Source organism: Vibrio tubiashii ATCC 19109 (assembly GCF_000772105.1).
Taxonomy (GTDB): Bacteria; Pseudomonadota; Gammaproteobacteria; order Enterobacterales; family Vibrionaceae; genus Vibrio; species Vibrio tubiashii.
On sequence record NZ_CP009354.1, the window covers coordinates 3,073,466 to 3,098,821 of the forward strand.

Here is a 25,356-nt window from a genome sequence, read left to right on the forward strand (position 1 = left end):
AACGCCACCTAAGCCTCTAGTTGAAATGCATCTCATCGGTTGAACGGCCAAATTGATGTCGACTTGTAGGCTAAAATACCTATCTTCTCATTTATTTGCACTGAGCAAACGTTTAACTCACACACTATGGCCTGAGAGCAACATATTGCACAAGACCTAGTTTATTCATTTCAAAACACAAAGTTACGGGAGATTTAACAAAATCGGCAGGCAATAGGAGACCTGAATCACAAATAAATGAAAAAGGTGTGAATATGAAGAAACTCAATAGCTACCCGTCGCAGGAAGTCGCAAAAAATGGGGGTAAATTACCATGTAATTAGCTCAGATCTTGTGGCTCAATATCTAAACTCCAGCGCACTTTCTTCGCATTCGGCAACATTTGGATTGCAGGCTTAGCGCTTGCAAGTAACTTTTGCATCACAGGGCGGCTTTGGGTTTGCAGCAGCAGTTGCCAACGATACTTACCCGCGCGTTTTGCTAGCGGTGCAGGTGTCGGACCAAGCACTTGGCAATAATCATCAAACAGAGGATGCGCCTCTAGTGTATGGCGAACCTGGCGAAGAAACTCCTCGACGGGCTGAGAGTGGTTAGCTTCCGCTTTAAACAGAGTCAGAAACGAATACGGTGGTAACTGCGCTAGCTTTCTCTCTTGCAAAGCCGTTTCGGCGAAGTGGCGATAACTCTTAGTTAATAACGCTTGCAGTAGGCTATGTTCTGGGTGGTGGGTTTGCAGCACCACCTCTCCCGGCTTGCTTGCGCGCCCTGCCCGTCCCGCTACCTGTATAAACAATTGTGCCAGACGCTCAGACGCACGGAAATCACTGCTGTAAAGAGAACCATCCACATCTAATAGTGCTACCAGAGTAACGTCTGGGAAGTGATGACCTTTAGCCAACATTTGCGTACCAATCAAGATCTGATACTCACCATTACGAATCGCACCTAGCGCATTCTCTAAGCTGCCTTTTCGGCGAGTGCTGTCTCGATCAATTCGAATGGTTTTAAACTCAGGAAAGAGTTCAGCAAGCTGTTTTTCTAACTGCTCGGTTCCCACACCTACTGTCACCAAGTGCGTGGAACCACAGCCCTGACATTGATGAATAATCGGTTGCTGTGAGCCACAGTGGTGGCAGCGAATTTCATTGCTGTTCTGGTGATAGGTATAGTAAGCATCACAGCGCTTACATTCCGCAATCCAACCACATTCATGACACATCAACGCTGGAGAAAAGCCGCGTCGGTTTAAAAACAGCATCACTTGGTTGCCTGCCTTTAAATGGCGGCGCATTTCGGCGATGAGTGGCGCAGAAAGACCACTTTCTAGATATAGCCCTTTAACATCGAGCACTTTGTTGGTCGTTGGCGTCGCCGCTCCCGCTCGGGAAGAAAGCACTAAATGATGGTACTTACCACTCAAGGCGTTATGTAGAGTTTCTAAAGCTGGCGTGGCTGAGCCAAGTACAATGGGGATCTGCTCTTTGTTGGCACGCATCACTGCCACATCACGCGCATGGTAGCGCAGACTATCTTGCTGCTTATACGAAGCATCATGCTCTTCATCAACAATGATAATGCCAAGGTTGGCAAAAGGCGTGAGCAGTGCAGAGCGAGTACCAATCACAATGCCAGCGGCGTTATCACGCGCGCTAAGCCAAGCGTTAAGTCGCTCTGTATCATTTAAACCAGAGTGCACTACCTCAACTGGAACATTAAAACGTTTTCTAAACCGGTTAATGGTTTGCGGCGTTAACCCTATCTCGGGCACAAGAACTAGCGCTTGCCTGCCTTGCTCAAGCACAGGCTTAATCAGGTTGAGGTACACTTCCGTTTTACCAGATCCCGTTACCCCCTCTAACAGGTAACAAGCGAAACCTTCATTACTATTCACTGTCGCAATCGCCACCGCCTGCTCAGAGTTTAGCTTTGGCTTATCGACATCAGCTTCAACGTCATGTTTCCACTCACGAATCACTGGTCTTTTTTCTATCGATTCAATCCAGCCTTTTTCCGCTAAGGTCTTTAGCACAGATGAACTGATCTCTTCATCGACAAAACGCTGATGCGGAATCGAGCCTGACTCCAGCATATGCATCACTTTGGCTTGTTTAACCGCGCGGCCGAAACCCGCCATCAATTGGTCGCGACCACTCGCGGTGAGCTGCCATTCCACCAGCGTCGCGAAATCAGCGTCTTTACCTTTTCGCAGTGCACTTGGCATGGCATTAAACAAAGTGTCACCAAGCGGATACTGGTAAAACTGACTACACCAAAAGAGTAAGGAGTAGAGCTTTTCAGGCCACACAGGCTGGTTATCCAACACATGCTTAATCGGCTTAAGCTTATCAAGGCTGAACTCTGACTCATTCACCAACGCGGTGACAATGCCAACCAGAGTTTGACGACCAAAAGGGACAGAGACACGCCCACCTATGATAGGAAATAGGTGGTTAGGGATCTGATAATCAAACTGTTTGTCGAGAGGCACAGGCAATGCCACGCGCGCAATTGTTGGTCGCATAATAGGCTATACAGCTAAGTGAGAGGTTACGTAGGCTAGTCTAAGGGAAAAGCCTAGCAGTGGAAAGAGAGCGTGATTCAAGCATCAAGAATAACTTAGGCTAAAAAAGTAGCGATTTCGGGTCTAAACTGGTTGATCCTAAGTCAGGTATTCATTACTATATCGCGCCTTAGTGATATGGCTAGCTTTACAGCAGCGGTATCCGAAAAGGTTTTTTATTAACTACGTGTGGTGTCCGGCTTAGAATCGGATAGCGACACGGCCTATATTTAGAGGTTCTCCCATGAAAGCTGGTATCCACCCAGAATACAAAGCAGTAAAAGCGACTTGTTCTTGCGGTAACTCTTTTGAGTTCAACTCAACTCTAGCTAAAGAGTCTATCCACCTAGACGTATGTGACAAATGTCACCCATTCTACACTGGTAAGCAACGTATCGTTGATACAGGCGGCCGTGTTGATCGCTTCAACAAGCGTTTCGGTGCTCTATCAAGCAAGAAATAATTTCTTCTTAGCCGAATCTAAAAAGGACGCTCAGGCGTCCTTTTTTGTTATCTGTCACTCACGCAATATCCATTTTGCAGAGTAATCTATTATTAATTTTAATATTCTCTAGCCATATCTCTGTTCATCTGGTCTTATCTCCAGTCATTTACTACTTTTTATTGCTTCGGCTCGCATTCTGACCTAGGCAGCTTGACTTAGTTACTCTAGAATGGATTTCCCCATTCCATATAATTATTAATGAGTACCTACACCTATGTCAGACGACAATCGCCAAGAAGTATCCCCAGAAGAACAATTTCGTCAGCAAGCTTTGGATTATCATGCTTACCCAACTCCAGGTAAAATTGCAGTCGCACTAACAACACCAGCAGAAACGGCTAAAGATCTTGCTCTAGCCTATAGCCCTGGTGTAGCAGAGCCTGTACGTGAAATCGCACAAAACGCTGACAACGTCTACAAGTACACATCAAAAGGCAACATGGTTGCTGTTATCTCAAATGGTACGGCGATTCTTGGTCTTGGCAACTTAGGTCCTCTAGCATCTAAACCTGTAATGGAAGGTAAATCGCTGCTTTTCAAACGCTTTGCGGGCTTAGATTCAATTGATATTGAAGTAAAGCACCGTACTATCGAAGAGTTTGTCGATACCGTTGCTAACATCGCCGATACTTTTGGCGGTATTAACTTAGAAGACATCAAAGCGCCAGACTGTTTCGAAATCGAAAAGCAGTTGATTGAGCGTTGTGATGTACCTGTTTTCCACGATGACCAGCACGGTACGGCGATTGTTACCGCGGCAGGTATGCTTAATGCCATTGAACTTCAAGGGAAGAAGTTAGAAGACGCAACGATTGTGTGTCTCGGTGCAGGTGCAGCAGCAGTAGCATGTATGGAGCTACTGATTAAGTGTGGCGCGATGCGTGAGAAAATCTACATGCTTGACCGTAAAGGTGTTATCCACACTCGTCGTGACGATCTTAACGAATACAAACAGCTATTCGCCAACAACACCGATAAGCGCACACTAGAAGACGTTATCGAAGGTGCTGACCTGTTCCTTGGTGTATCAGGCCCTAACCTACTCTCACCAGAAGCTCTTCAGTTGATGGCAGACAAACCTGTGGTCTTTGCGTGTTCTAACCCAGATCCAGAGATCAAACCTGAACTTGCTCACGATGTACGTAGTGATCTGATCATGGGTACTGGTCGTAGTGATTACCCTAACCAAGTGAATAACGTGCTGTGTTTCCCATTCATCTTCCGCGGTGCGCTAGACGTGCGCGCAAGTGAAATTAACGATGAGATGAAACTGGCAGCGGTTGACGCTATTCGCCAACTAGCGAAAGAAGAAGTGCCAGCTGAAGTCCTAGCAGCTGCTGGCGTTGATGCTCTGTCGTTTGGTCCTGGCTATATCATTCCAAAACCAATGGATTCGCGTCTACTACCTCGTGTTGCTAAAGCCGTTGCTCAGGCCGCTGTTGACTCAGGTGTTGCTCGCATTGAAATGCCAGAAAACTACATGGCCGAATAAATTGGCTGAGTAATCTCTTCAAGAACGAAAAAACCGCTGTTAAGACAGCGGTTTTTTTTAATTTCAGTTTCGTCAGCGTGCGAAAATTAGGTGCGACTATTTTTATTATTCGTCGAAAGATTCGAACTCAATTCCCATCTCTGTCATCAGTTTTTTCACTTCAGCAGGAAGATCGTCTGGGCGGTCTTTACGTAAATCTTCATCGGTCGGCAGTGGCTGCCCGGTATATGCATGCAAAAAAGCTTCACACAATAGCTCGCTGTTTGTTGCGTGGCGCAGGTTATTAATCTGGCGGCGGGTACGCTCATCAGTCAAAACCTTTAATACTTTCAATGGAATAGAAACTGTAATCTTCTTTACTTGTTCGCTTTTCTTTCCATGCTCAGCATATGGGCTAATGTATTCGCCATTCCAATCTGCCATTGCGCACCTTTCGTTATTTTTTATGGTTGAAAATAGAATCCCTAATTTTAGCGGTATTTATAGCCACAAGCAAAGACATATAGACGTCTAGAAGTGTTGACGTCCACAAAAATGATAAGTAAAGTGGAAAGGTATGGGATTGGAATAACATATATCTAACAAGATAAAGGTATAGCGTATTCCCAAATAGAAGTCACTAAAGTTCGAAAGGAAACACTTATGAGCACCCGCAAACCAGCCACAATCGCGGTACGTACTGGTATCGAGTCCGACACTCAACATCACGCAGTTGTTCCACCTATTTACCTCTCGACAAATTATGGCTTTCCTGCCTTTGGTGATGTACCAAAGTACGATTACACCCGCTCAGGCAACCCAAACCGCGGACTACTCGAAACTGCTCTGTTTGAACTTGAGTCAGGTAAGGGCGCGGTCGTGACCAACTGTGGTACTTCGGCACTTAATCTATGGGTATCCGCTTTCCTTGGCCCAGATGACCTTATCGTCGCACCGCACGATTGCTACGGTGGTACTTACCGTCTATTCAATACCCGCGCAAATAAAGGTGATTTCAAAGTTCTATTTGTTGATCAATCTAACGAACAAGCTTTTGCCGAAGCCCTAGCTAAAAAGCCTAAACTGATCCTATTGGAAACACCATCTAACCCGCTAGTTCGTGTCGTCGATATCGCGGACGTATGTGAGAAAGCTAAACAAGTTGGCGCTCTAGTGGCTGTCGACAATACCTTTTTGACACCTGTGTTCCAAAAGCCTTTAGACCTTGGCGCCGACTTTGTTATTCACTCGACCACCAAGTATATCAATGGCCACTCTGATGTTATTGGCGGTGTTGTCATTACCAAAACCGAAGAACACGCGGAAGAACTAGCTTGGTGGGGTAACTGTATTGGTGCAACAGGCACACCATTTGATAGCTACATGACATTGCGCGGCATCCGTACTCTGGGGGCACGTATGAAGGTGCATGAGGAGAGCTCTCGCCAAATTTTAGACTTCTTACAGACCCAAGACTTAGTCGGTAACATCTATCATCCTAGCCTGCCTGAGCATCCAGGCCATGAGATTGCTAAAAAGCAGCAAACTGGCTTTGGTTCTATGCTCAGCTTCGAATTCGCGGGTAGCTTTGAACAACTTAAATTCTTTGTTGGTGAACTAGAGCTTTTCTCACTTGCTGAATCTCTCGGCGGTGTAGAGAGCCTAATCTGTCACCCTGCTTCAATGACACATAGGGCAATGGGAGAGGAAGCACTTGCAGAGGCTGGTGTTTCCCAACAACTGCTGCGCCTGTCGGTTGGGCTTGAAGATGCAGAAGATTTAATTGCTGACCTTGAACAAGCTTTCGCAAAAGCTAAGGAAGCCTTCTAATGTCTACTATTCAACGTCAACTCCATAAGTTTGGTGGTAGCAGCCTTGCCGACCCTGAGTGCTACCGCCGTGTCGTCGGTATCTTAAAAGAATACTCACAACCAGAAGATCTGATCGTTGTTTCTGCCGCAGGCAAAACCACCAACCGCCTGATTGCATTTCTCGAAGCCCTCAGCAAAGATGGCCGTATTGCTCACGAAGAACTTCAAGCACTGCGCCAGTTTCAAACCGAGCTGATTGAAACGCTTATTGAAGGAGAAGTAAAACAGCAGCTACTCGCTACTTTAAATGATGAGTTCAGTACCTTGGGCGAGTTGACTTATCCGCTCAACGAAGCAGAGAAAGCAGCCGTTTTAGGTCATGGCGAAGTGTGGTCTTCACGCCTATTGGCAGCGCTGCTCAATCAACACTCTCTACCTGCTGTGGCTCAGGATGCTCGCGCATTTTTACGTGCTGAAGCGGGCACTCAGCCTGAAGTCGACTTTGGTGCTTCTTACCCGCTCACTAAAGAAGTATTAGTGCAACACGCTCATCATAGAGTGGTGATCACTGGCTTTATGGCTCAAGATAGCCAAGGGCATACGGTGTTACTAGGGCGTAATGGTTCTGACTATTCAGCAACCGTTATCGGCGCGCTGGCAGAAGCGAAACGCGTAACGATTTGGAGTGATGTAGCAGGTGTATACAGCGCGGACCCAAGGTTAGTATCAGATGCCTGTCTTCTACCGTTATTACGCTTAGATGAGGCCAGTGAGCTTGCTAGACTTGCTGCCCCTGTACTGCATAGCCGTACGTTACAACCCGTCGCTCAAAGTGCGATGGATCTACATCTTCGTTGCAGCTACCAACCAGAATCTGGTTCTACACGCATAGAACGTGTGCTTGCCTCTGGTCGCGGTGCAAAAATCATCTCATCACTAGATGAAGTGCTATTAATTCAACTCAATTTCACCTCTGGTCATGATTTCCAACGAGTCGAAAATGAGGTACTTGCAAGCCTCAAGCGAGCACAGCTTGAACCACTGACTTATGAAGCTCAAGCAGACCAACATTGCTTACGTCTCGCTTACACAAGTGAAATAGTGGGCGGCGCTTTAGAGTATCTACAAGATGCGGCAATTGAAGCGGAGATTAAGCTTAAAGAAGGTTATTCGATGGTAGCAGCGGTAGGAGCTGGCGTAACCAAGAATGCCAACCATTGCTATGGTTTCTACCAGCAACTGAAATCTTCACCTGTCGAGTTTATTTCAGAATCATTGTCCGGGCTTAGCTTAGTTGCCGTTTTACGCACAACCGATACTAAACCCTTGGTTAAAGCTATTCATAGCCAATTGTTCCAAGCCCAGAAACGTGTCGCTATTGCCCTGTGTGGTAAAGGCAATATCGGCTCAAGCTGGTTAGAACTGTTCACCGAGCAAAAGAGCGAACTTGAAAAGCGTCATGGTATGAACTTTGAGTTAGTGGCTGTGATTGATAGCCAAACTTATTGGTTCGACCCGAAAGGAATTGATGCAAGCCAAGTTGGTGCTCATTTCGATGACGAAGCGATTAGCCACGAAGGAAACGACTGGATTGAAAAACTCGGTGCTATTCAAGGCTATGATGATCTTGTTGTGTTGGATGTGACTGCCAGTCAAACCTTAGCCCAACGCTACTTAGAAATTGCGGAGCAAGGCATGCACTTGATCTCGGCAAATAAAGTCGCGGGGTCAGCTTCTAGCCAATACTACCATCAGGTTCAAGACGCCTTCGCAAAGATCAATCGTCACTGGCTTTACAACGCTACCGTTGGTGCAGGGCTGCCAATTAACCACACAGTTCGAGACCTACGAGAAAGCGGCGATGACATTATCGCATTATCAGGTATTTTCTCAGGCACCCTCTCGTGGCTATTCCAGCAATACGATGGCAGCGTTCCTTTTGCTGAGCTGGTAGACCTAGCGTGGCAGCAAGGCTTAACTGAGCCCGACCCTCGCAGCGACCTAGACGGTTCAGACGTTATGCGTAAACTCGTCATCCTAGCGCGCGAGTCAGGCCTTACATTGGAACCAGAAGCGGTAAAAGTTGAAAGTTTGGTACCTACAGAGCTCGCTGAGCTATCCCTAGATGAATTTCTTGATAAGAGTGCGCTATTAAGTGAACTGCTCGCAGAGCGCCTTGAGAAAGCTCAGCGCGAAGACAAAGTGCTTCGTTATGTCGCAAGATTAGAGAAAAATGGTACTGCAACGGTAGGTGTTGAAGCGCTAAGCAAAGAGCATGCTCTAGCGAACTTACTGCCATGTGACAATATATTCGCTATCGAGAGTAAGTGGTATAAAGACAATCCACTTGTTATCAGAGGCCCTGGCGCAGGCAGAGAAGTCACCGCAGGTGCGATTCAATCTGATTTGAACCTCCTCTCAAGTTTACTCTAACTCACAAAGGCGCTGATCTCCTCGGCGCCTTTTTACTTTATTCTCTTTCAATCCCATATCAATTTACTTCAACTAAACTTGAAGCCAGCTCATGATTAAGTTGAAAAATATTCATAATCACATTATTGACATTAAATCGTATTCAATACATTCTGTAGACATATAGACGTCTAAACGTCGATTTGGAATTTTAGAGTTTTATGGCACGGAGTGGCCACAGGGAGAGTAAGATGGGATACACGCACGCAGGTCATATCGACGCCTTAAATCAGAATATCGCCGAACTGTCTGACAATATCAATGTGTCATTTGAGTTTTTTCCACCTAGTAGCGAAAAGATGGAAGAAACACTTTGGAACTCTGTGCACCGCCTTAAGACTCTACAACCAAAATTTGTTTCGGTTACCTATGGTGCTAACTCCGGTGAGCGAGATAGAACACACTCGATTATCAAAGAGATCAAAGATCAAACAGGTCTAGTTGCCGCGCCGCACTTAACCTGTATTGATGCATCACGTGAAGAGCTTGTCCGAATCGCTGATGACTACTGGGCAAATGGTATTCAAAGTATTGTCGCGCTGCGTGGTGATATTCCCCCAGGTGGTGGTAAGCCTGAAATGTACGCTTCTGACCTCGTCACTTTGCTAAAAGAGCGCCATGACTTCGATATCTCAGTTGCTGCTTTCCCTGAAGTTCACCCTGAAGCAAAAAGCGCTCAAGCTGACCTACTTAACTTAAAACGTAAGGTAGATGCCGGTGCGAACCGAGCTATCACTCAGTTCTTCTTTGACGTAGAGAGTTACTTGCGATTCCGTGACCGCTGCGTGGCGGCAGGCATTGATGTAGAAATCGTTCCAGGTATTTTACCAGTTTCGAACTTCAAGCAAGCTTCTCGCTTTGCAGCGCAGAACAACGTTAAAGTTCCGGGATGGATGGCTAAGCAGTTTGAAGGTTTGGATGATGATCCAACAACAAGGCAGCTTGTTGGAGCAAGCCAAGCAATTGACATGGTGCGTACATTGAGCCGTGAAGGGGTTAAGGATTTCCATTTCTACACCCTCAACCGTGCGGAAATGACTTACGCCCTGTGCCACACTTTAGGCGTTCGTCCTAAAGCATAGGTAGTATTCCAAAATGACCAATTACTGCTTGGTCATTGTTGTCCCCAGAAAGCAAAAAGGCTGAACCAGAGTTCAGCCTTTTTAAATACGAGTAGTGATTACTCTACTTCATCCATTTTACCAAGTAGGTTACGGATGCGCTCTTGCCAAGCAGAGTGCTCTTGCTGCATTTGCTGAGCTTTTTGTTCTAGCTCTTCACGGTTACTACGTAGTTCGTTTGCTTCAGTCGCTAGCTTTTCTTTCTCTTCTTTCAGTTCTTCAACTTCCATTTGTAGAAGAGCAATTGTATCTACTGCAGTTTGGATTTTTGCTTCTAGTTGTTCTAATACTTCAAAAGACATCTTAGCCTACCTATCTATTATTCGGAGAAGGTTTTGGTCACCTATGTTCCAAAACCATTTGCAACCATTCTACTCAGCCGAGAGCGGATAAACACGCCCTATATTGTAGTTTTTTTGCCATTCGATTAAAAAAACAGCGTAAATTGACAATGGTCTTACATCCCTCAAGCGAGCGACATCTATTTGTTAATTTAACCTGTTAGATTGATCCAGTTCAATGCCTGTTCGAGCAAAAAGGCAAACGTTTCCTTTCTGATATGATAAGATCCTGCCGCTTTTGTTTTTCTCTCTTTCCTAACACTTTGGAGTCTTCATGAAACGCGATTTAGCAATGTCATTTTCTCGAGTTACCGAGGGTGCAGCTTTAGCAGGTTACAAGTGGCTTGGCCGCGGCGATAAGAACGCAGCAGATGGCGCTGCGGTTGAGGTCATGCGCAGCTTACTTAATAAAACCGAGATCAGTGGAGAGATCGTGATCGGTGAGGGCGAAATCGACGATGCGCCAATGCTGTACATTGGTGAGAACGTAGGTACTGGTGGAGATGAGGTAGACATCGCGGTTGATCCTATTGAAGGCACACGTATGACTGCAATGGGTCAATCTAATGCTCTAGCAGTACTTGCAGCTGGTGAAAAAGGCAGCTTCCTTAAAGCTCCTGATATGTACATGGAAAAGTTAGTTGTTGGCCCTGGTGCAAAAGGCTGTATCGACCTCAATAAACCACTCAAAGAGAACCTAGAGAACATCGCGCAAGCGCTGAACAAGACTTTAGATACACTGGTGGTCATTACCCTTGCAAAGCCTCGTCATGATGCTGTGATCGCAGAAATGCAGGCAATGGGTGTTCGCGTCTTTGCTGTGCCAGATGGCGATGTTGCTGCTTCTATCCTAACTTGTATGCCTGATAGCGAAGTGGACGTTATGTACTGTATCGGTGGTGCTCCTGAAGGTGTTGTTTCAGCGGCTGTCATTCGTGCACTGGATGGTGATATGCATGGTCAACTACTGCCTCGCCATGAAGTGAAAGGTGATAGTGAAGAAAACCGCATCTATGGCGCTGCAGAACTTAAACGCTGTGAAGAAATGGGCGTAAAAGCTAATGTCGTACTTAAGATGGAAGATATGGCACGTAGCGATAACGTTGTATTCTCTGCAACAGGCATTACTAAAGGAGACCTACTAGAGGGTATCTCTCGCCAAGGTAATATCGCTACGACTGAAACTCTGTTAATTCGTGGTCGATGCCGTACTATTCGTCGTATTAAATCGACTCACTACCTAGAGCGTAAAGATCCTGAAGTAAGAGATATTATTCTTTAACAGGTGAACATCAAAATCATAGAAGGTCAGCAGCTGCTGGCCTTTTTTGTTTGGTAAAGAAGCAGGAGGTGGGAACGGAGTTCGTCCTACGAAGAACTGGAGAACTGGAGAACTGGAGAACTGGAGAACTGGAGAACTGGAGAACTGGAGAACTGGAGAACTGGAGAACTGGAGAACTGGAGAACTGGAGAACTGGAGGATTGTGTCTTTTAGGGGACGAGTCCTGTCAACGCCTTCTAAACCATCGGCTCTACCAACTTAGTATCAACACTCACCTCTCGCAGGGCGAAGCCCGCTCCCGTTTTCCCGAAACGAAGTGTTCCATAGGGCGTAGCCCGTTCCACTTTCCACTAAACGCAAGAAGCCCGTTGCGTCAGCAACGGGCTTCTAAAACGACGAAAGCCTAGTCGTAAGACTAGGCTTTCTAAATAAGTGGCTGACGGCCGGGCTTGCGGGCAAGCGGGACTCGTTGGTCGCAGAGCAAAATAATCCCGTAGATACAAAAAGACCTCAGCATTGCTGCTGAGGTCTAGAATAAGTGGCGGAGCGGACGGGACTCGAACCCGCGACCCCCGGCGTGACAGGCCGGTATTCTAACCAACTGAACTACCGCTCCGCACTGGTTAGACTCTAAGTCTAAATTTAAAGCCTGGCGATGTCCTACTCTCACATGGGGAAGCCCCACACTACCATCGGCGCTAATTCGTTTCACTTCTGAGTTCGGCATGGAATCAGGTGGGTCCAAATCGCTATGGTCGCCAAGCAAATTCTTAATTCGGAAAGCTGTTTTAAGTTCTGTAATTACACATTCAAAGTTCTTGCTTTGAGTCCATCAAAACCCTTTGGGTGTTGTATGGTTAAGCCTCACGGGCAATTAGTACAGGTTAGCTCAACGCCTCACAACGCTTACACACCCTGCCTATCAACGTTCTAGTCTCGAACAACCCTTTAGGACCCTCAAGGGGTCAGGGAAGACTCATCTCAGGGCTCGCTTCCCGCTTAGATGCTTTCAGCGGTTATCGATTCCGAACTTAGCTACCGGGCAATGCGTCTGGCGACACAACCCGAACACCAGAGGTTCGTCCACTCCGGTCCTCTCGTACTAGGAGCAGCCCCCTTCAATCTTCCAACGCCCACGGCAGATAGGGACCGAACTGTCTCACGACGTTCTAAACCCAGCTCGCGTACCACTTTAAATGGCGAACAGCCATACCCTTGGGACCGACTTCAGCCCCAGGATGTGATGAGCCGACATCGAGGTGCCAAACACCGCCGTCGATATGAACTCTTGGGCGGTATCAGCCTGTTATCCCCGGAGTACCTTTTATCCGTTGAGCGATGGCCCTTCCATACAGAACCACCGGATCACTATGACCTGCTTTCGCACCTGCTCGAATTGTCATTCTCGCAGTCAAGCGGGCTTATGCCATTGCACTAACCTCACGATGTCCAACCGTGATTAGCCCACCTTCGTGCTCCTCCGTTACTCTTTGGGAGGAGACCGCCCCAGTCAAACTACCCACCAGGCACTGTCCTCAACCCGGATAACGGGTCTAAGTTAGAACATCAACACTACAAGGGTGGTATTTCAAGGACGGCTCCACCGATACTGGCGTACCGGTTTCAAAGCCTCCCACCTATCCTACACATGTAGGGTCAATGTTCAGTGCCAAGCTGTAGTAAAGGTTCACGGGGTCTTTCCGTCTAGCCGCGGGTACACTGCATCTTCACAGCGATTTCAATTTCACTGAGTCTCGGGTGGAGACAGCGTGGCCATCATTACGCCATTCGTGCAGGTCGGAACTTACCCGACAAGGAATTTCGCTACCTTAGGACCGTTATAGTTACGGCCGCCGTTTACCGGGGCTTCGATCAAGAGCTTCGACTTACGTCTAACCCCATCAATTAACCTTCCGGCACCGGGCAGGCGTCACACCGTATACGTCATCTTACGATTTTGCACAGTGCTGTGTTTTTAATAAACAGTTGCAGCCACCTGGTATCTGCGACTCTCAATAGCTCCATCCGCAAGGGACTTCACCGTCAAGAGCGTACCTTCTCCCGAAGTTACGGTACCATTTTGCCTAGTTCCTTCACCCGAGTTCTCTCAAGCGCCTTGGTATTCTCTACCCGACCACCTGTGTCGGTTTGGGGTACGATTCCTTACAATCTGAAGCTTAGAGGCTTTTCCTGGAAGCATGGCATCAATGACTTCACTACCGTAGTAGCTCGACATCGTGTCTCAGCCTTAAAGAGAGCCGGATTTACCTAACTCTCAAGCCTACGCACTTGAACCTGGACAACCGTCGCCAGGCCCACCTAGCCTTCTCCGTCCCCCCATCGCAATTGTAAGAAGTACGGGAATATTAACCCGTTTCCCATCGACTACGCCTTTCGGCCTCGCCTTAGGGGTCGACTTACCCTGCCCCGATTAACGTTGGACAGGAACCCTTGGTCTTCCGGCGAGGAGGTTTTTCACCCCCTTTATCGTTACTCATGTCAGCATTCGCACTTCTGATACCTCCAGCAGACTTTACAATCCACCTTCAACGGCTTACAGAACGCTCCCCTACCCAATACGATAAATCGCATTGCCGCAGCTTCGGTTTATAGCTTAGCCCCGTTACATCTTCCGCGCAGGCCGACTCGACTAGTGAGCTATTACGCTTTCTTTAAATGATGGCTGCTTCTAAGCCAACATCCTAGCTGTCTAAGCCTTCCCACATCGTTTCCCACTTAGCTATAATTTGGGACCTTAGCTGGCGGTCTGGGTTGTTTCCCTCTCCACGACGGACGTTAGCACCCGCCGTGTGTCTCCCGGATAGTACTTACTGGTATTCGGAGTTTGCAAAGGGTTGGTAAGTCGGGATGACCCCCTAGCCTTAACAGTGCTCTACCCCCAGTAGTATTCGTCCGAGGCTCTACCTAAATAGATTTCGGGGAGAACCAGCTATCTCCAGGTTTGATTGGCCTTTCACCCCTAGCCACAAGTCATCCGCTAATTTTTCAACATTAGTCGGTTCGGTCCTCCAGTTGATGTTACTCAACCTTCAACCTGCCCATGGCTAGATCACCTGGTTTCGGGTCTATATCCAGCAACTCGACGCCCAGTTAAGACTCGATTTCTCTACGGCTCCCCTAGATGGTTAACCTTGCTACTGAATATAAGTCGCTGACCCATTATACAAAAGGTACGCAGTCACACCACGAAGGTGCTCCTACTGCTTGTACGTACACGGTTTCAGGTTCTATTTCACTCCCCTCACAGGGGTTCTTTTCGCCTTTCCCTCACGGTACTGGTTCACTATCGGTCAGTCAGTAGTATTTAGCCTTGGAGGATGGTCCCCCCATATTCAGACAGGATATCACGTGTCCCGCCCTACTCGATTTCACTGATGATGAGATGTCGGTTACGGGGCTATCACCCTGTATCGCTGAGCTTTCCAGCTCATTCACCTGTCTCATTAAAAGCTTAAGGGCTAGTCCAATTTCGCTCGCCGCTACTTTCGGAATCTCGGTTGATTTCTTTTCCTCGGGGTACTTAGATGTTTCAGTTCCCCCGGTTCGCCCTGTTAACCTATGTATTCAGTTAACAGTAACTGCTTATGCAGTTGGGTTTCCCCATTCAGAAATCCCAGACTCAAATGGTTGTTACTACCTAATCTGGGCTTATCGCAAGTTACTACGTCTTTCATCGCCTCTGACTGCCAAGGCATCCACCGTGTACGCTTAGTCACTTAACCATACAACCCCAAAGGGTCTCTGTTTAAACAACCAAAGTTGTCTGCATTTTTATACATGTGCAGACACGATTTTGCCGGACTCAAATATTAAACATCGCAAGGATGTTTCCAAGAACACTTGAATGTGTGTTGGTACCTAATTCATAGAATTAGGATTTGAGAACTTTTAATTTGAATAACAACGCATCTCAAAGAGATGGGGATTGTTGTTATTCGTCAGCTTTCCAAATTGTTAAAGAGCTAGATTTCTTTCGAAACCATTTTTAAGAACACTTACGCAAATGCGCTTAAAGATGGTGGAGCTAAGCAGGATCGAACTGCTGACCTCCTGCGTGCAAGGCAGGCGCTCTCCCAGCTGAGCTATAGCCCCATCAGGTGTTGATACTGTGTGCCAATTCTTCTGGGAGGAAGATTGGTGGGTCTGAGTGGACTTGAACCACCGACCTCTCGCTTATCAGGCGAACGCTCTAACCACCTGAGCTACAGACCCAGTATCGTCTCTTAACGTGTATAAACATATCAATCTGTGTGAACACTCATCGCAATAATCATCGTATAAGGAGGTGATCCAGCCCCAGGTTCCCCTAGGGCTACCTTGTTACGACTTCACCCCAGTCATGAACCACAAAGTGGTGAGCGTCCTCCCGAAGGTTAAACTACCCACTTCTTTTGCAGCCCACTCCCATGGTGTGACGGGCGGTGTGTACAAGGCCCGGGAACGTATTCACCGTGGCATTCTGATCCACGATTACTAGCGATTCCGACTTCACGGAGTCGAGTTGCAGACTCCGATCCGGACTACGACGCACTTTTTGGGATTCGCTCACTTTCGCAAGTTGGCCGCCCTCTGTATGCGCCATTGTAGCACGTGTGTAGCCCTACTCGTAAGGGCCATGATGACTTGACGTCGTCCCCACCTTCCTCCGGTTTATCACCGGCAGTCTCCCTGGAGTTCCCGACATTACTCGCTGGCAAACAAGGATAAGGGTTGCGCTCGTTGCGGGACTTAACCCAACATTTCACAACACGAGCTGACGACAGCCATGCAGCACCTGTCTCAGAGTTCCCGAAGGCACCAATCCATCTCTGGAAAGTTCTCTGGATGTCAAGAGTAGGTAAGGTTCTTCGCGTTGCATCGAATTAAACCACATGCTCCACCGCTTGTGCGGGCCCCCGTCAATTCATTTGAGTTTTAATCTTGCGACCGTACTCCCCAGGCGGTCTACTTAACGCGTTAGCTCCGAAAGCCACGGCTCAAGGCCACAACCTCCAAGTAGACATCGTTTACGGCGTGGACTACCAGGGTATCTAATCCTGTTTGCTCCCCACGCTTTCGCATCTGAGTGTCAGTATCTGTCCAGGGGGCCGCCTTCGCCACCGGTATTCCTTCAGATCTCTACGCATTTCACCGCTACACCTGAAATTCTACCCCCCTCTACAGTACTCTAGTCTGCCAGTTTCAAATGCAATTCCGAGGTTGAGCCCCGGGCTTTCACATCTGACTTAACAAACCACCTGCATGCGCTTTACGCCCAGTAATTCCGATTAACGCTCGCACCCTCCGTATTACCGCGGCTGCTGGCACGGAGTTAGCCGGTGCTTCTTCTGCAGCTAACGTCAAATCCATACGCTATTAACGCATGAACCTTCCTCACTGCTGAAAGTACTTTACAACCCGAAGGCCTTCTTCATACACGCGGCATGGCTGCATCAGGCTTGCGCCCATTGTGCAATATTCCCCACTGCTGCCTCCCGTAGGAGTCTGGACCGTGTCTCAGTTCCAGTGTGGCTGATCATCCTCTCAGACCAGCTAGGGATCGTCGCCTTGGTGAGCCTTTACCTCACCAACTAGCTAATCCCACCTGGGCATATCCTGACGCGAGAGGCCCGAAGGTCCCCCTCTTTGAGCCGAAGCTATTATGCGGTATTAGCCATCGTTTCCAATGGTTATCCCCCACATCAGGGCAATTTCCCAGGCATTACTCACCCGTCCGCCGCTCGACGCCGTTAACGTTCCCCGAAGGTTCAGTTAACTCGTTTCCGCTCGACTTGCATGTGTTAGGCCTGCCGCCAGCGTTCAATCTGAGCCATGATCAAACTCTTCAATTTAAGATTTTGTCGGCTCAATGAATACTGAACATTACATAAGTAATGTTTGAATTGACTGTGCTGAATCCGAAGATTCAATGGTCACTTCGTATCATTGAAACCTAATTTGAAACCGAAGTTTCTAATTGGATTATCATCAACGAGTGCCCACACAGATTGATAGGTTTATATTGTTAAAGAGCTTTGCTTTCAGTGCCTTAGCACTTAAGCAGGACGCGTATAATACGCTATTGACTCGGTAAGTCAACATAAAACTCTAAGAAAACTTAAAGATTTATGGTGACTTGTCTACAAAGCAGACAAAGTCGAACCTTTTGTCTTCACTTTTTAAAAAAGTGAAAATAAATAGGAGCCTGGCGATGTCCTACTCTCACATGGGGAAGCCCCACACTACCATCGGCGCTAATTCGTTTCACTTCTGAGTTCGGCATGGAATCAGGTGGGTCCAAATCGCTATGGTCGCCAAGCAAATTCTTAATTCGGAAAGCTGTTTTAAGTTCTGTAGTTACACATTCAAAGTTCTTGCTTTGAGTCCATCAAAACCCTTTGGGTGTTGTATGGTTAAGCCTCACGGGCAATTAGTACAGGTTAGCTCAACGCCTCACAACGCTTACACACCCTGCCTATCAACGTTCTAGTCTCGAACAACCCTTTAGGACCCTCAAGGGGTCAGGGAAGACTCATCTCAGGGCTCGCTTCCCGCTTAGATGCTTTCAGCGGTTATCGATTCCGAACTTAGCTACCGGGCAATGCGTCTGGCGACACAACCCGAACACCAGAGGTTCGTCCACTCCGGTCCTCTCGTACTAGGAGCAGCCCCCTTCAATCTTCCAACGCCCACGGCAGATAGGGACCGAACTGTCTCACGACGTTCTAAACCCAGCTCGCGTACCACTTTAAATGGCGAACAGCCATACCCTTGGGACCGACTTCAGCCCCAGGATGTGATGAGCCGACATCGAGGTGCCAAACACCGCCGTCGATATGAACTCTTGGGCGGTATCAGCCTGTTATCCCCGGAGTACCTTTTATCCGTTGAGCGATGGCCCTTCCATACAGAACCACCGGATCACTATGACCTGCTTTCGCACCTGCTCGAATTGTCATTCTCGCAGTCAAGCGGGCTTATGCCATTGCACTAACCTCACGATGTCCAACCGTGATTAGCCCACCTTCGTGCTCCTCCGTTACTCTTTGGGAGGAGACCGCCCCAGTCAAACTACCCACCAGGCACTGTCCTCAACCCGGATAACGGGTCTAAGTTAGAACATCAACACTACAAGGGTGGTATTTCAAGGACGGCTCCGCCGATACTGGCGTACCGGTTTCAAAGCCTCCCACCTATCCTACACATGTAGGGTCAATGTTCAGTGCCAAGCTGTAGTAAAGGTTCACGGGGTCTTTCCGTCTAGCCGCGGGTACACTGCATCTTCACAGCGATTTCAATTTCACTGAGTCTCGGGTGGAGACAGCGTGGCCATCATTACGCCATTCGTGCAGGTCGGAACTTACCCGACAAGGAATTTCGCTACCTTAGGACCGTTATAGTTACGGCCGCCGTTTACCGGGGCTTCGATCAAGAGCTTCGACTTACGTCTAACCCCATCAATTAACCTTCCGGCACCGGGCAGGCGTCACACCGTATACGTCATCTTACGATTTTGCACAGTGCTGTGTTTTTAATAAACAGTTGCAGCCACCTGGTATCTGCGACTCTCAATAGCTCCATCCGCAAGGGACTTCACCGTCAAGAGCGTACCTTCTCCCGAAGTTACGGTACCATTTTGCCTAGTTCCTTCACCCGAGTTCTCTCAAGCGCCTTGGTATTCTCTACCCGACCACCTGTGTCGGTTTGGGGTACGATTCCTTACAATCTGAAGCTTAGAGGCTTTTCCTGGAAGCATGGCATCAATGACTTCACTACCGTAGTAGCTCGACATCGTGTCTCAGCCTTAAAGAGAGCCGGATTTACCTAACTCTCAAGCCTACGCACTTGAACCTGGACAACCGTCGCCAGGCCCACCTAGCCTTCTCCGTCCCCCCATCGCAATTGTAAGAAGTACGGGAATATTAACCCGTTTCCCATCGACTACGCCTTTCGGCCTCGCCTTAGGGGTCGACTTACCCTGCCCCGATTAACGTTGGACAGGAACCCTTGGTCTTCCGGCGAGGAGGTTTTTCACCCCCTTTATCGTTACTCATGTCAGCATTCGCACTTCTGATACCTCCAGCAGACTTTACAATCCACCTTCAACGGCTTACAGAACGCTCCCCTACCCAATACGATAAATCGCATTGCCGCAGCTTCGGTTTATAGCTTAGCCCCGTTACATCTTCCGCGCAGGCCGACTCGACTAGTGAGCTATTACGCTTTCTTTAAATGATGGCTGCTTCTAAGCCAACATCCTAGCTGTCTAAGCCTTCCCACATCGTTTCCCACTTAGCTATAATTTGGGACCTTAGCTGGCGGTCTGGGTTGTTTCCCTCTCCACGACGGACGTTAGCACCCGCCGTGTGTCTCCCGGATAGTACTTACTGGTATTCGGAGTTTGCAAAGGGTTGGTAAGTCGGGATGACCCCCTAGCCTTAACAGTGCTCTACCCCCAGTAGTATTCGTCCGAGGCTCTACCTAAATAGATTTCGGGGAGAACCAGCTATCTCCAGGTTTGATTGGCCTTTCACCCCTAGCCACAAGTCATCCGCTAATTTTTCAACATTAGTCGGTTCGGTCCTCCAGTTGATGTTACTCAACCTTCAACCTGCCCATGGCTAGATCACCTGGTTTCGGGTCTATATCCAGCAACTCGACGCCCAGTTAAGACTCGATTTCTCTACGGCTCCCCTAGATGGTTAACCTTGCTACTGAATATAAGTCGCTGACCCATTATACAAAAGGTACGCAGTCACACCACGAAGGTGCTCCTACTGCTTGTACGTACACGGTTTCAGGTTCTATTTCACTCCCCTCACAGGGGTTCTTTTCGCCTTTCCCTCACGGTACTGGTTCACTATCGGTCAGTCAGTAGTATTTAGCCTTGGAGGATGGTCCCCCCATATTCAGACAGGATATCACGTGTCCCGCCCTACTCGATTTCACTGATGATGAGATGTCGGTTACGGGGCTATCACCCTGTATCGCTGAGCTTTCCAGCTCATTCACCTGTCTCATTAAAAGCTTAAGGGCTAGTCCAATTTCGCTCGCCGCTACTTTCGGAATCTCGGTTGATTTCTTTTCCTCGGGGTACTTAGATGTTTCAGTTCCCCCGGTTCGCCCTGTTAACCTATGTATTCAGTTAACAGTATCTGCTTATGCAGATGGGTTTCCCCATTCAGAAATCCCAGACTCAAATGGTTGTTACTACCTAATCTGGGCTTATCGCAAGTTACTACGTCTTTCATCGCCTCTGACTGCCAAGGCATCCACCGTGTACGCTTAGTCACTTAACCATACAACCCCAAAGGGTCTCTGTTTAAACAACCAAAGTTGTCTGCATTTTTATACATGTGCAGACACGATTTTGCCGGACTCAAATTTCCAAGAACACTTGAATGTGTGTTGGTACCTAAAACATAGTTTTAGGATTTGAGAACTTTTAATTGAATAACAACGCATCTCATAGAGATGGGGATTGTTGTTATTCGTCAGCTTTCCAAATTGTTAAAGAGCAAATCACCTCAATGAGGTAACCATTTTTAAAAGTACTTAACTAAGTACGCTTAAAGATGGTATCCCGTAGGGGAGTCGAACCCCTGTTACCGCCGTGAAAGGGCGGTGTCCTAGGCCTCTAGACGAACGGGACACTAATAAGGGCTCTTAATAAGACATATCAATCTGTGTGGACACTCATCGTGAGTAATCATCGTATAAGGAGGTGATCCAGCCCCAGGTTCCCCTAGGGCTACCTTGTTACGACTTCACCCCAGTCATGAACCACAAAGTGGTGAGCGTCCCCCCGAAGGTTAAACTACCCACTTCTTTTGCAGCCCACTCCCATGGTGTGACGGGCGGTGTGTACAAGGCCCGGGAACGTATTCACCGTGGCATTCTGATCCACGATTACTAGCGATTCCGACTTCACGGAGTCGAGTTGCAGACTCCGATCCGGACTACGACGCACTTTTTGGGATTCGCTCACTTTCGCAAGTTGGCCGCCCTCTGTATGCGCCATTGTAGCACGTGTGTAGCCCTACTCGTAAGGGCCATGATGACTTGACGTCGTCCCCACCTTCCTCCGGTTTATCACCGGCAGTCTCCCTGGAGTTCCCGACATTACTCGCTGGCAAACAAGGATAAGGGTTGCGCTCGTTGCGGGACTTAACCCAACATTTCACAACACGAGCTGACGACAGCCATGCAGCACCTGTCTCAGAGTTCCCGAAGGCACCAATCCATCTCTGGAAAGTTCTCTGGATGTCAAGAGTAGGTAAGGTTCTTCGCGTTGCATCGAATTAAACCACATGCTCCACCGCTTGTGCGGGCCCCCGTCAATTCATTTGAGTTTTAATCTTGCGACCGTACTCCCCAGGCGGTCTACTTAACGCGTTAGCTCCGAAAGCCACGGCTCAAGGCCACAACCTCCAAGTAGACATCGTTTACGGCGTGGACTACCAGGGTATCTAATCCTGTTTGCTCCCCACGCTTTCGCATCTGAGTGTCAGTATCTGTCCAGGGGGCCGCCTTCGCCACCGGTATTCCTTCAGATCTCTACGCATTTCACCGCTACACCTGAAATTCTACCCCCCTCTACAGTACTCTAGCCTGCCAGTTTCAAATGCAATTCCGAGGTTGAGCCCCGGGCTTTCACATCTGACTTAACAAACCACCTGCATGCGCTTTACGCCCAGTAATTCCGATTAACGCTCGCACCCTCCGTATTACCGCGGCTGCTGGCACGGAGTTAGCCGGTGCTTCTTCTGCAGCTAACGTCAAATGATAGTGCTATTAACACTACCACCTTCCTCACTGCTGAAAGTACTTTACAACCCGAAGGCCTTCTTCATACACGCGGCATGGCTGCATCAGGCTTGCGCCCATTGTGCAATATTCCCCACTGCTGCCTCCCGTAGGAGTCTGGACCGTGTCTCAGTTCCAGTGTGGCTGATCATCCTCTCAGACCAGCTAGGGATCGTCGCCTTGGTGAGCCCTTACCTCACCAACTAGCTAATCCCACCTGGGCATATCCTGACGCGAGAGGCCCGAAGGTCCCCCTCTTTGAGCCGAAGCTATTATGCGGTATTAGCCATCGTTTCCAATGGTTATCCCCCACATCAGGGCAATTTCCCAGGCATTACTCACCCGTCCGCCGCTCGACGCCGTTAACGTTCCCCGAAGGTTCAGTTAACTCGTTTCCGCTCGACTTGCATGTGTTAGGCCTGCCGCCAGCGTTCAATCTGAGCCATGATCAAACTCTTCAATTTAAGATTTTGTTCGGCTCAATGAATACTGAACATTACATAAGTAATGTTTGAATTGACTGTGCTGAATCCGAAGATTCAATGGTCACTTCGTATCATTGAAACCTAAATTGATACCGAAGTATCTATTTGGATTATCATCAACGAGTGCCCACACAGATTGATAGGTCTATATTTTTAAAGAGCTTTTCCTAACTTCCGTTGCGCTCAGCACCACGTCGTTAGGGGTGCGTATCTTACGCTTCCCGTTTTGAGAGTCAAGCATTTTTTCAAACTTTCTTTTCTCTCTTTCCAACTCGGCGTGTGATGTTTGTCTCACTCCGTGTCGGTGAGGCGGCATTATAGGGAGGTCTGAGAGGAAGACAAGTGTTTTTTTTGAAATTAATTTCTGTTTGGTTAAAAACAAATCAAAACCCTGAAAATAGAATAAAATTTCAACATTTGAGTCATGTCACACCAATACGTTGGAAAAACTACAACCATATACGTAAGATCCATGTGTCTATTTTGTTAACGGTAGACCTATTTTTTCTTAAACCTAAAAGTTGTATTCCAATATGAGTTCAAACAAATCGACCTTAATGATTGTCGCCTTAGCTGTTTTGGGCGGAATCATCTTTTCGCAGGTAGCAATCTCTCCTGCTTTAAGTTTTGTTCTGGGTGTTTTTGCTTCCGCTTTTATTCTTAAACTTTCCAACACCAATATTGAGCAAGACCAATCAAACGATCCATCAACTAAAACACTTTATGTAGGTAACTTGCCTTATAAGGCTAATGAATCTCACGTGAAAGAGCTGTTTGCCAAACACGGTGAAGTTTTTGCTGTTCGCTTAATGAAAGATAAACGAACAGGTAAAAGAAGAGGCTTTGGTTTTGTTGTGATGGCCGCTGCGGACGCGCAACCTGCAATAGAGGCACTTAATGAAAAGGATTATATGCAGCGCACATTGAAAGTTCGTATCGCTAACGATCCTAAATCTCAATCGGATAATATTGAACAGGGCTAAAACCAAGTTCATGTAATGCGATGTTCAGCGCTCCCTCTTCCCAAGGGGGAGCACTTGAGAAAATCTCTCTTGTTCCGCTCCCATCTAACCCTGCACTCACTTTATCTTTCAACAAGTCCATCACTCGACGAGCAATCGCCTCTCCTGAATCCACCAGCGCCACATTGCCAGAAAGCACCTGCTGTATTTCTTGTTTAATCAGGGGAAAATGGGTACAGCCTAATACGGCGACATCAACCTTGTTGTCGATTGGAGTGAGAATTTGCTTTAACTCCGCAAGATCGATCGGTTTACCACGCAGCTTTTCTTCAGCCATATCCACCAAACGAGTAGAACCTAGTAGCTCTACAGGCTTGCTTTGCGAGAAATCACGGATCAAGTCATGGGTATAAGGACGAGTTATCGTCGCCGGAGTGGCAATCAGCCCAACTGCTTTGTTAGCAAGACTCGACGCGGGCTTAATGGCAGGTACCACTCCAACAACGGGAACGGATAGCTTGGCACGTAGCGTGGGTAGAACAATGGTACTGGCAGTATTGCAGGCAATTACAACCAAATCGATTTGATGCTCTTCAACTAAAGAGGAAACCAACGTATTAACACGAGCAATAAGCGTCTCATGTTCTAGCTCACCATAAGGATAAGCGGCGTTGTCAAAGATATAGAGGTAATCAAGCTGAGGTAATTTTGCCTGTATCTCTTTATACACAGACAGACCACCGACACCAGAGTCAAAGATTAAGATTTTTGCTTGTTGCTTGGACACTTGATTTGCTCATTACTTTACGACTTGGCAATGATACTCGCTGTGGCTATTTTGGCAAACATTGCGCTTGATAACGTTGATGAGTAAAACGCTCTCCTCGCTCCTGATGAGTTAGCTTTAGCTCAATCTTACCTTTATAGCTGCGAGTCTCTGTTACCAGTGTATGGAACTCTCCATCTTCACCACAAAGGTCAACACCATTTGGTAAGCTATCGAGAAAGGATTGGCTATACCACTTGCCACAGTAGTCAGACGTTAATGCATTACCATCTGTTGTCACAACCAAGGTTTTAATTCCTCGTTGGAGAATCTCTTGCGCTAAGTCTTCACTTCGCTGCCCTAATAGAGGAAACACACACTCCCATCCGGCAGGCTCTATAAAGCTACGACGATAGGCTTCAATCCCATTACAGAACATATCGCCAAACGCGACGCCATCAATCGCAAGGCCGCTCTCTTTTAACGCCTTAATAATCGTCGATTGATAAACTTCATTGGATGGAAAAGCTTGCGGCATTTCGATCTTAATTAACGGTAACCCAAGTAGCTCCGCCTGCATATCAAGCACAGGAACAGGGGTCGCTTGAAAAGGGACTTCATCTTTGACATAGGTCGTATATAGACCCACCACTTGATACTCTTCGCTTTCAATCAACCTTTCTAGGGTCAAAGTCGAATCTTTGCCGCTCGACCAGCTAATAATGATGTTCTTTTTCATAGTTTGCTTATATAGATAAATAAAAACCGCCCGAA

12 protein-coding genes, 4 tRNA genes and 6 rRNA genes are annotated in these 25,356 nt (G+C 47.6%); 7 read left to right on the forward strand and 15 right to left on the reverse strand.

All coding sequences use genetic code 11. The annotated features are described in order from the left end of the window. Positions 1–319: 319 nt before the first annotated feature. Positions 320–2,521, reverse strand: a complete 2,202-nt coding sequence (priA, locus tag IX91_RS14075; RefSeq protein WP_004743260.1) for a primosomal protein N' — start codon at positions 2,519–2,521, stop codon at positions 320–322. A 283-nt stretch (positions 2,522–2,804) separates the two neighbouring features. On the opposite strand from priA, the gene rpmE reads away from it, so the two are divergent. Together rpmE and IX91_RS14085 are read left to right on the forward strand one after the other, a co-directional pair. Next, positions 2,805–3,023, forward strand: a complete 219-nt coding sequence (rpmE, locus tag IX91_RS14080; RefSeq protein WP_004743259.1) for a 50S ribosomal protein L31 — start codon at positions 2,805–2,807, stop codon at positions 3,021–3,023. A gap of 256 nt (positions 3,024–3,279) precedes the next feature. Further along, entirely contained in the window at positions 3,280–4,557 is a 1,278-nt protein-coding gene (locus IX91_RS14085) for a malic enzyme-like NAD(P)-binding protein (protein WP_004743258.1), read from the forward strand. Between the two features lie 105 nt (positions 4,558–4,662). On the opposite strand, the gene metJ is transcribed toward IX91_RS14085, so the two are convergent. Further along, positions 4,663–4,980: a met regulon transcriptional regulator MetJ gene (gene metJ / locus IX91_RS14090; RefSeq protein WP_004743257.1), complete on the reverse strand. Its 318-nt coding sequence runs from the start codon at positions 4,978–4,980 to the stop codon at positions 4,663–4,665. 219 nt (positions 4,981–5,199) lie between these two features. Between metJ and IX91_RS14095 the strand changes: the two genes are divergently transcribed. The 3 genes from IX91_RS14095 to metF all read left to right on the forward strand — a co-directional run bounded on the left by IX91_RS14095 (position 5,200) and on the right by metF (position 9,901). Beyond that, positions 5,200–6,366 carry an O-succinylhomoserine (thiol)-lyase gene (locus tag IX91_RS14095; RefSeq protein ID WP_004743256.1) on the forward strand — a complete coding sequence of 389 codons (1,167 nt, stop codon included), beginning with the start codon at positions 5,200–5,202 and terminating at the stop codon, positions 6,364–6,366. Further along, entirely contained in the window at positions 6,366–8,780 is a 2,415-nt protein-coding gene (locus IX91_RS14100; protein WP_004743255.1) for a bifunctional aspartate kinase/homoserine dehydrogenase II, read from the forward strand. Before IX91_RS14095 ends, IX91_RS14100 begins: the two co-directional genes overlap by 1 nt. A 230-nt stretch (positions 8,781–9,010) precedes the next feature. Further along, entirely contained in the window at positions 9,011–9,901 is an 891-nt protein-coding gene (gene metF / locus IX91_RS14105) for a methylenetetrahydrofolate reductase (RefSeq protein WP_004743254.1), read from the forward strand. A 98-nt stretch (positions 9,902–9,999) separates the two neighbouring features. Here the strand turns inward: metF and zapB are convergent, their stop codons facing one another. Next, positions 10,000–10,242: a cell division protein ZapB gene (gene zapB, locus IX91_RS14110; RefSeq protein WP_004743253.1), complete on the reverse strand. Its 243-nt coding sequence runs from the start codon at positions 10,240–10,242 to the stop codon at positions 10,000–10,002. Between the two features lie 313 nt (positions 10,243–10,555). Between zapB and glpX the strand changes: the two genes are divergently transcribed. Next, entirely contained in the window at positions 10,556–11,563 is a 1,008-nt protein-coding gene (glpX, locus tag IX91_RS14115) for a class II fructose-bisphosphatase (protein ID WP_004743252.1), read from the forward strand. Positions 11,564–12,102: 539 nt separating this feature from the next. Here the strand turns inward: glpX and IX91_RS14120 are convergent. The 10 genes from IX91_RS14120 to IX91_RS14165 form a co-directional block, all read right to left on the reverse strand. Then, positions 12,103–12,179: transfer RNA gene (locus IX91_RS14120), tRNA-Asp, on the reverse strand. A gap of 31 nt (positions 12,180–12,210) precedes the next feature. Continuing rightward, positions 12,211–12,326: ribosomal RNA gene (rrf, locus tag IX91_RS14125) — 5S ribosomal RNA — on the reverse strand. A gap of 90 nt (positions 12,327–12,416) precedes the next feature. Continuing rightward, positions 12,417–15,306 (reverse strand): 23S ribosomal RNA (locus IX91_RS14130). Positions 15,307–15,600: 294 nt separating this feature from the next. Then, positions 15,601–15,676, reverse strand: a tRNA-Ala gene (locus tag IX91_RS14135). Between the two features lie 43 nt (positions 15,677–15,719). Then, positions 15,720–15,796, reverse strand: a tRNA-Ile gene (locus tag IX91_RS14140). Between the two features lie 66 nt (positions 15,797–15,862). Beyond that, positions 15,863–17,415 (reverse strand): 16S ribosomal RNA (locus tag IX91_RS14145). A 351-nt stretch (positions 17,416–17,766) separates the two neighbouring features. Next, positions 17,767–17,882, reverse strand: a 5S ribosomal RNA gene (rrf, locus tag IX91_RS14150). A 90-nt stretch (positions 17,883–17,972) separates the two neighbouring features. Then, positions 17,973–20,862: ribosomal RNA gene (locus IX91_RS14155) — 23S ribosomal RNA — on the reverse strand. A gap of 277 nt (positions 20,863–21,139) precedes the next feature. Next, positions 21,140–21,215 (reverse strand) — tRNA-Glu (locus IX91_RS14160). Positions 21,216–21,280: 65 nt separating this feature from the next. Then, a 16S ribosomal RNA gene (locus IX91_RS14165) occupies positions 21,281–22,833 on the reverse strand. The 16S, 23S and 5S rRNA genes sit together here with 4 tRNA genes alongside, the layout of an rRNA operon. A 554-nt stretch (positions 22,834–23,387) precedes the next feature. Between IX91_RS14165 and IX91_RS14170 the strand changes: the two genes are divergently transcribed. After that, entirely contained in the window at positions 23,388–23,837 is a 450-nt protein-coding gene (locus tag IX91_RS14170) for an RNA recognition motif domain-containing protein (protein ID WP_004745067.1), read from the forward strand. Here IX91_RS14170 and murI read toward each other — a convergent pair. Together murI and IX91_RS14180 are read right to left on the reverse strand one after the other, a co-directional pair. Beyond that, the gene (gene murI / locus IX91_RS14175) at positions 23,803–24,603 is read right to left on the reverse strand and encodes a glutamate racemase (RefSeq protein ID WP_004745066.1); all 801 of its coding nucleotides are present in this window, start codon (positions 24,601–24,603) and stop codon (positions 23,803–23,805) included. The genes IX91_RS14170 and murI overlap by 35 nt on opposite strands. Positions 24,604–24,649: 46 nt before the next feature. Beyond that, a complete protein-coding gene (locus tag IX91_RS14180) occupies positions 24,650–25,321 on the reverse strand; it encodes a Dph6-related ATP pyrophosphatase (RefSeq protein ID WP_004745065.1) in 672 nt (223 codons plus the stop codon). Positions 25,322–25,356 lie beyond the last annotated feature (35 nt).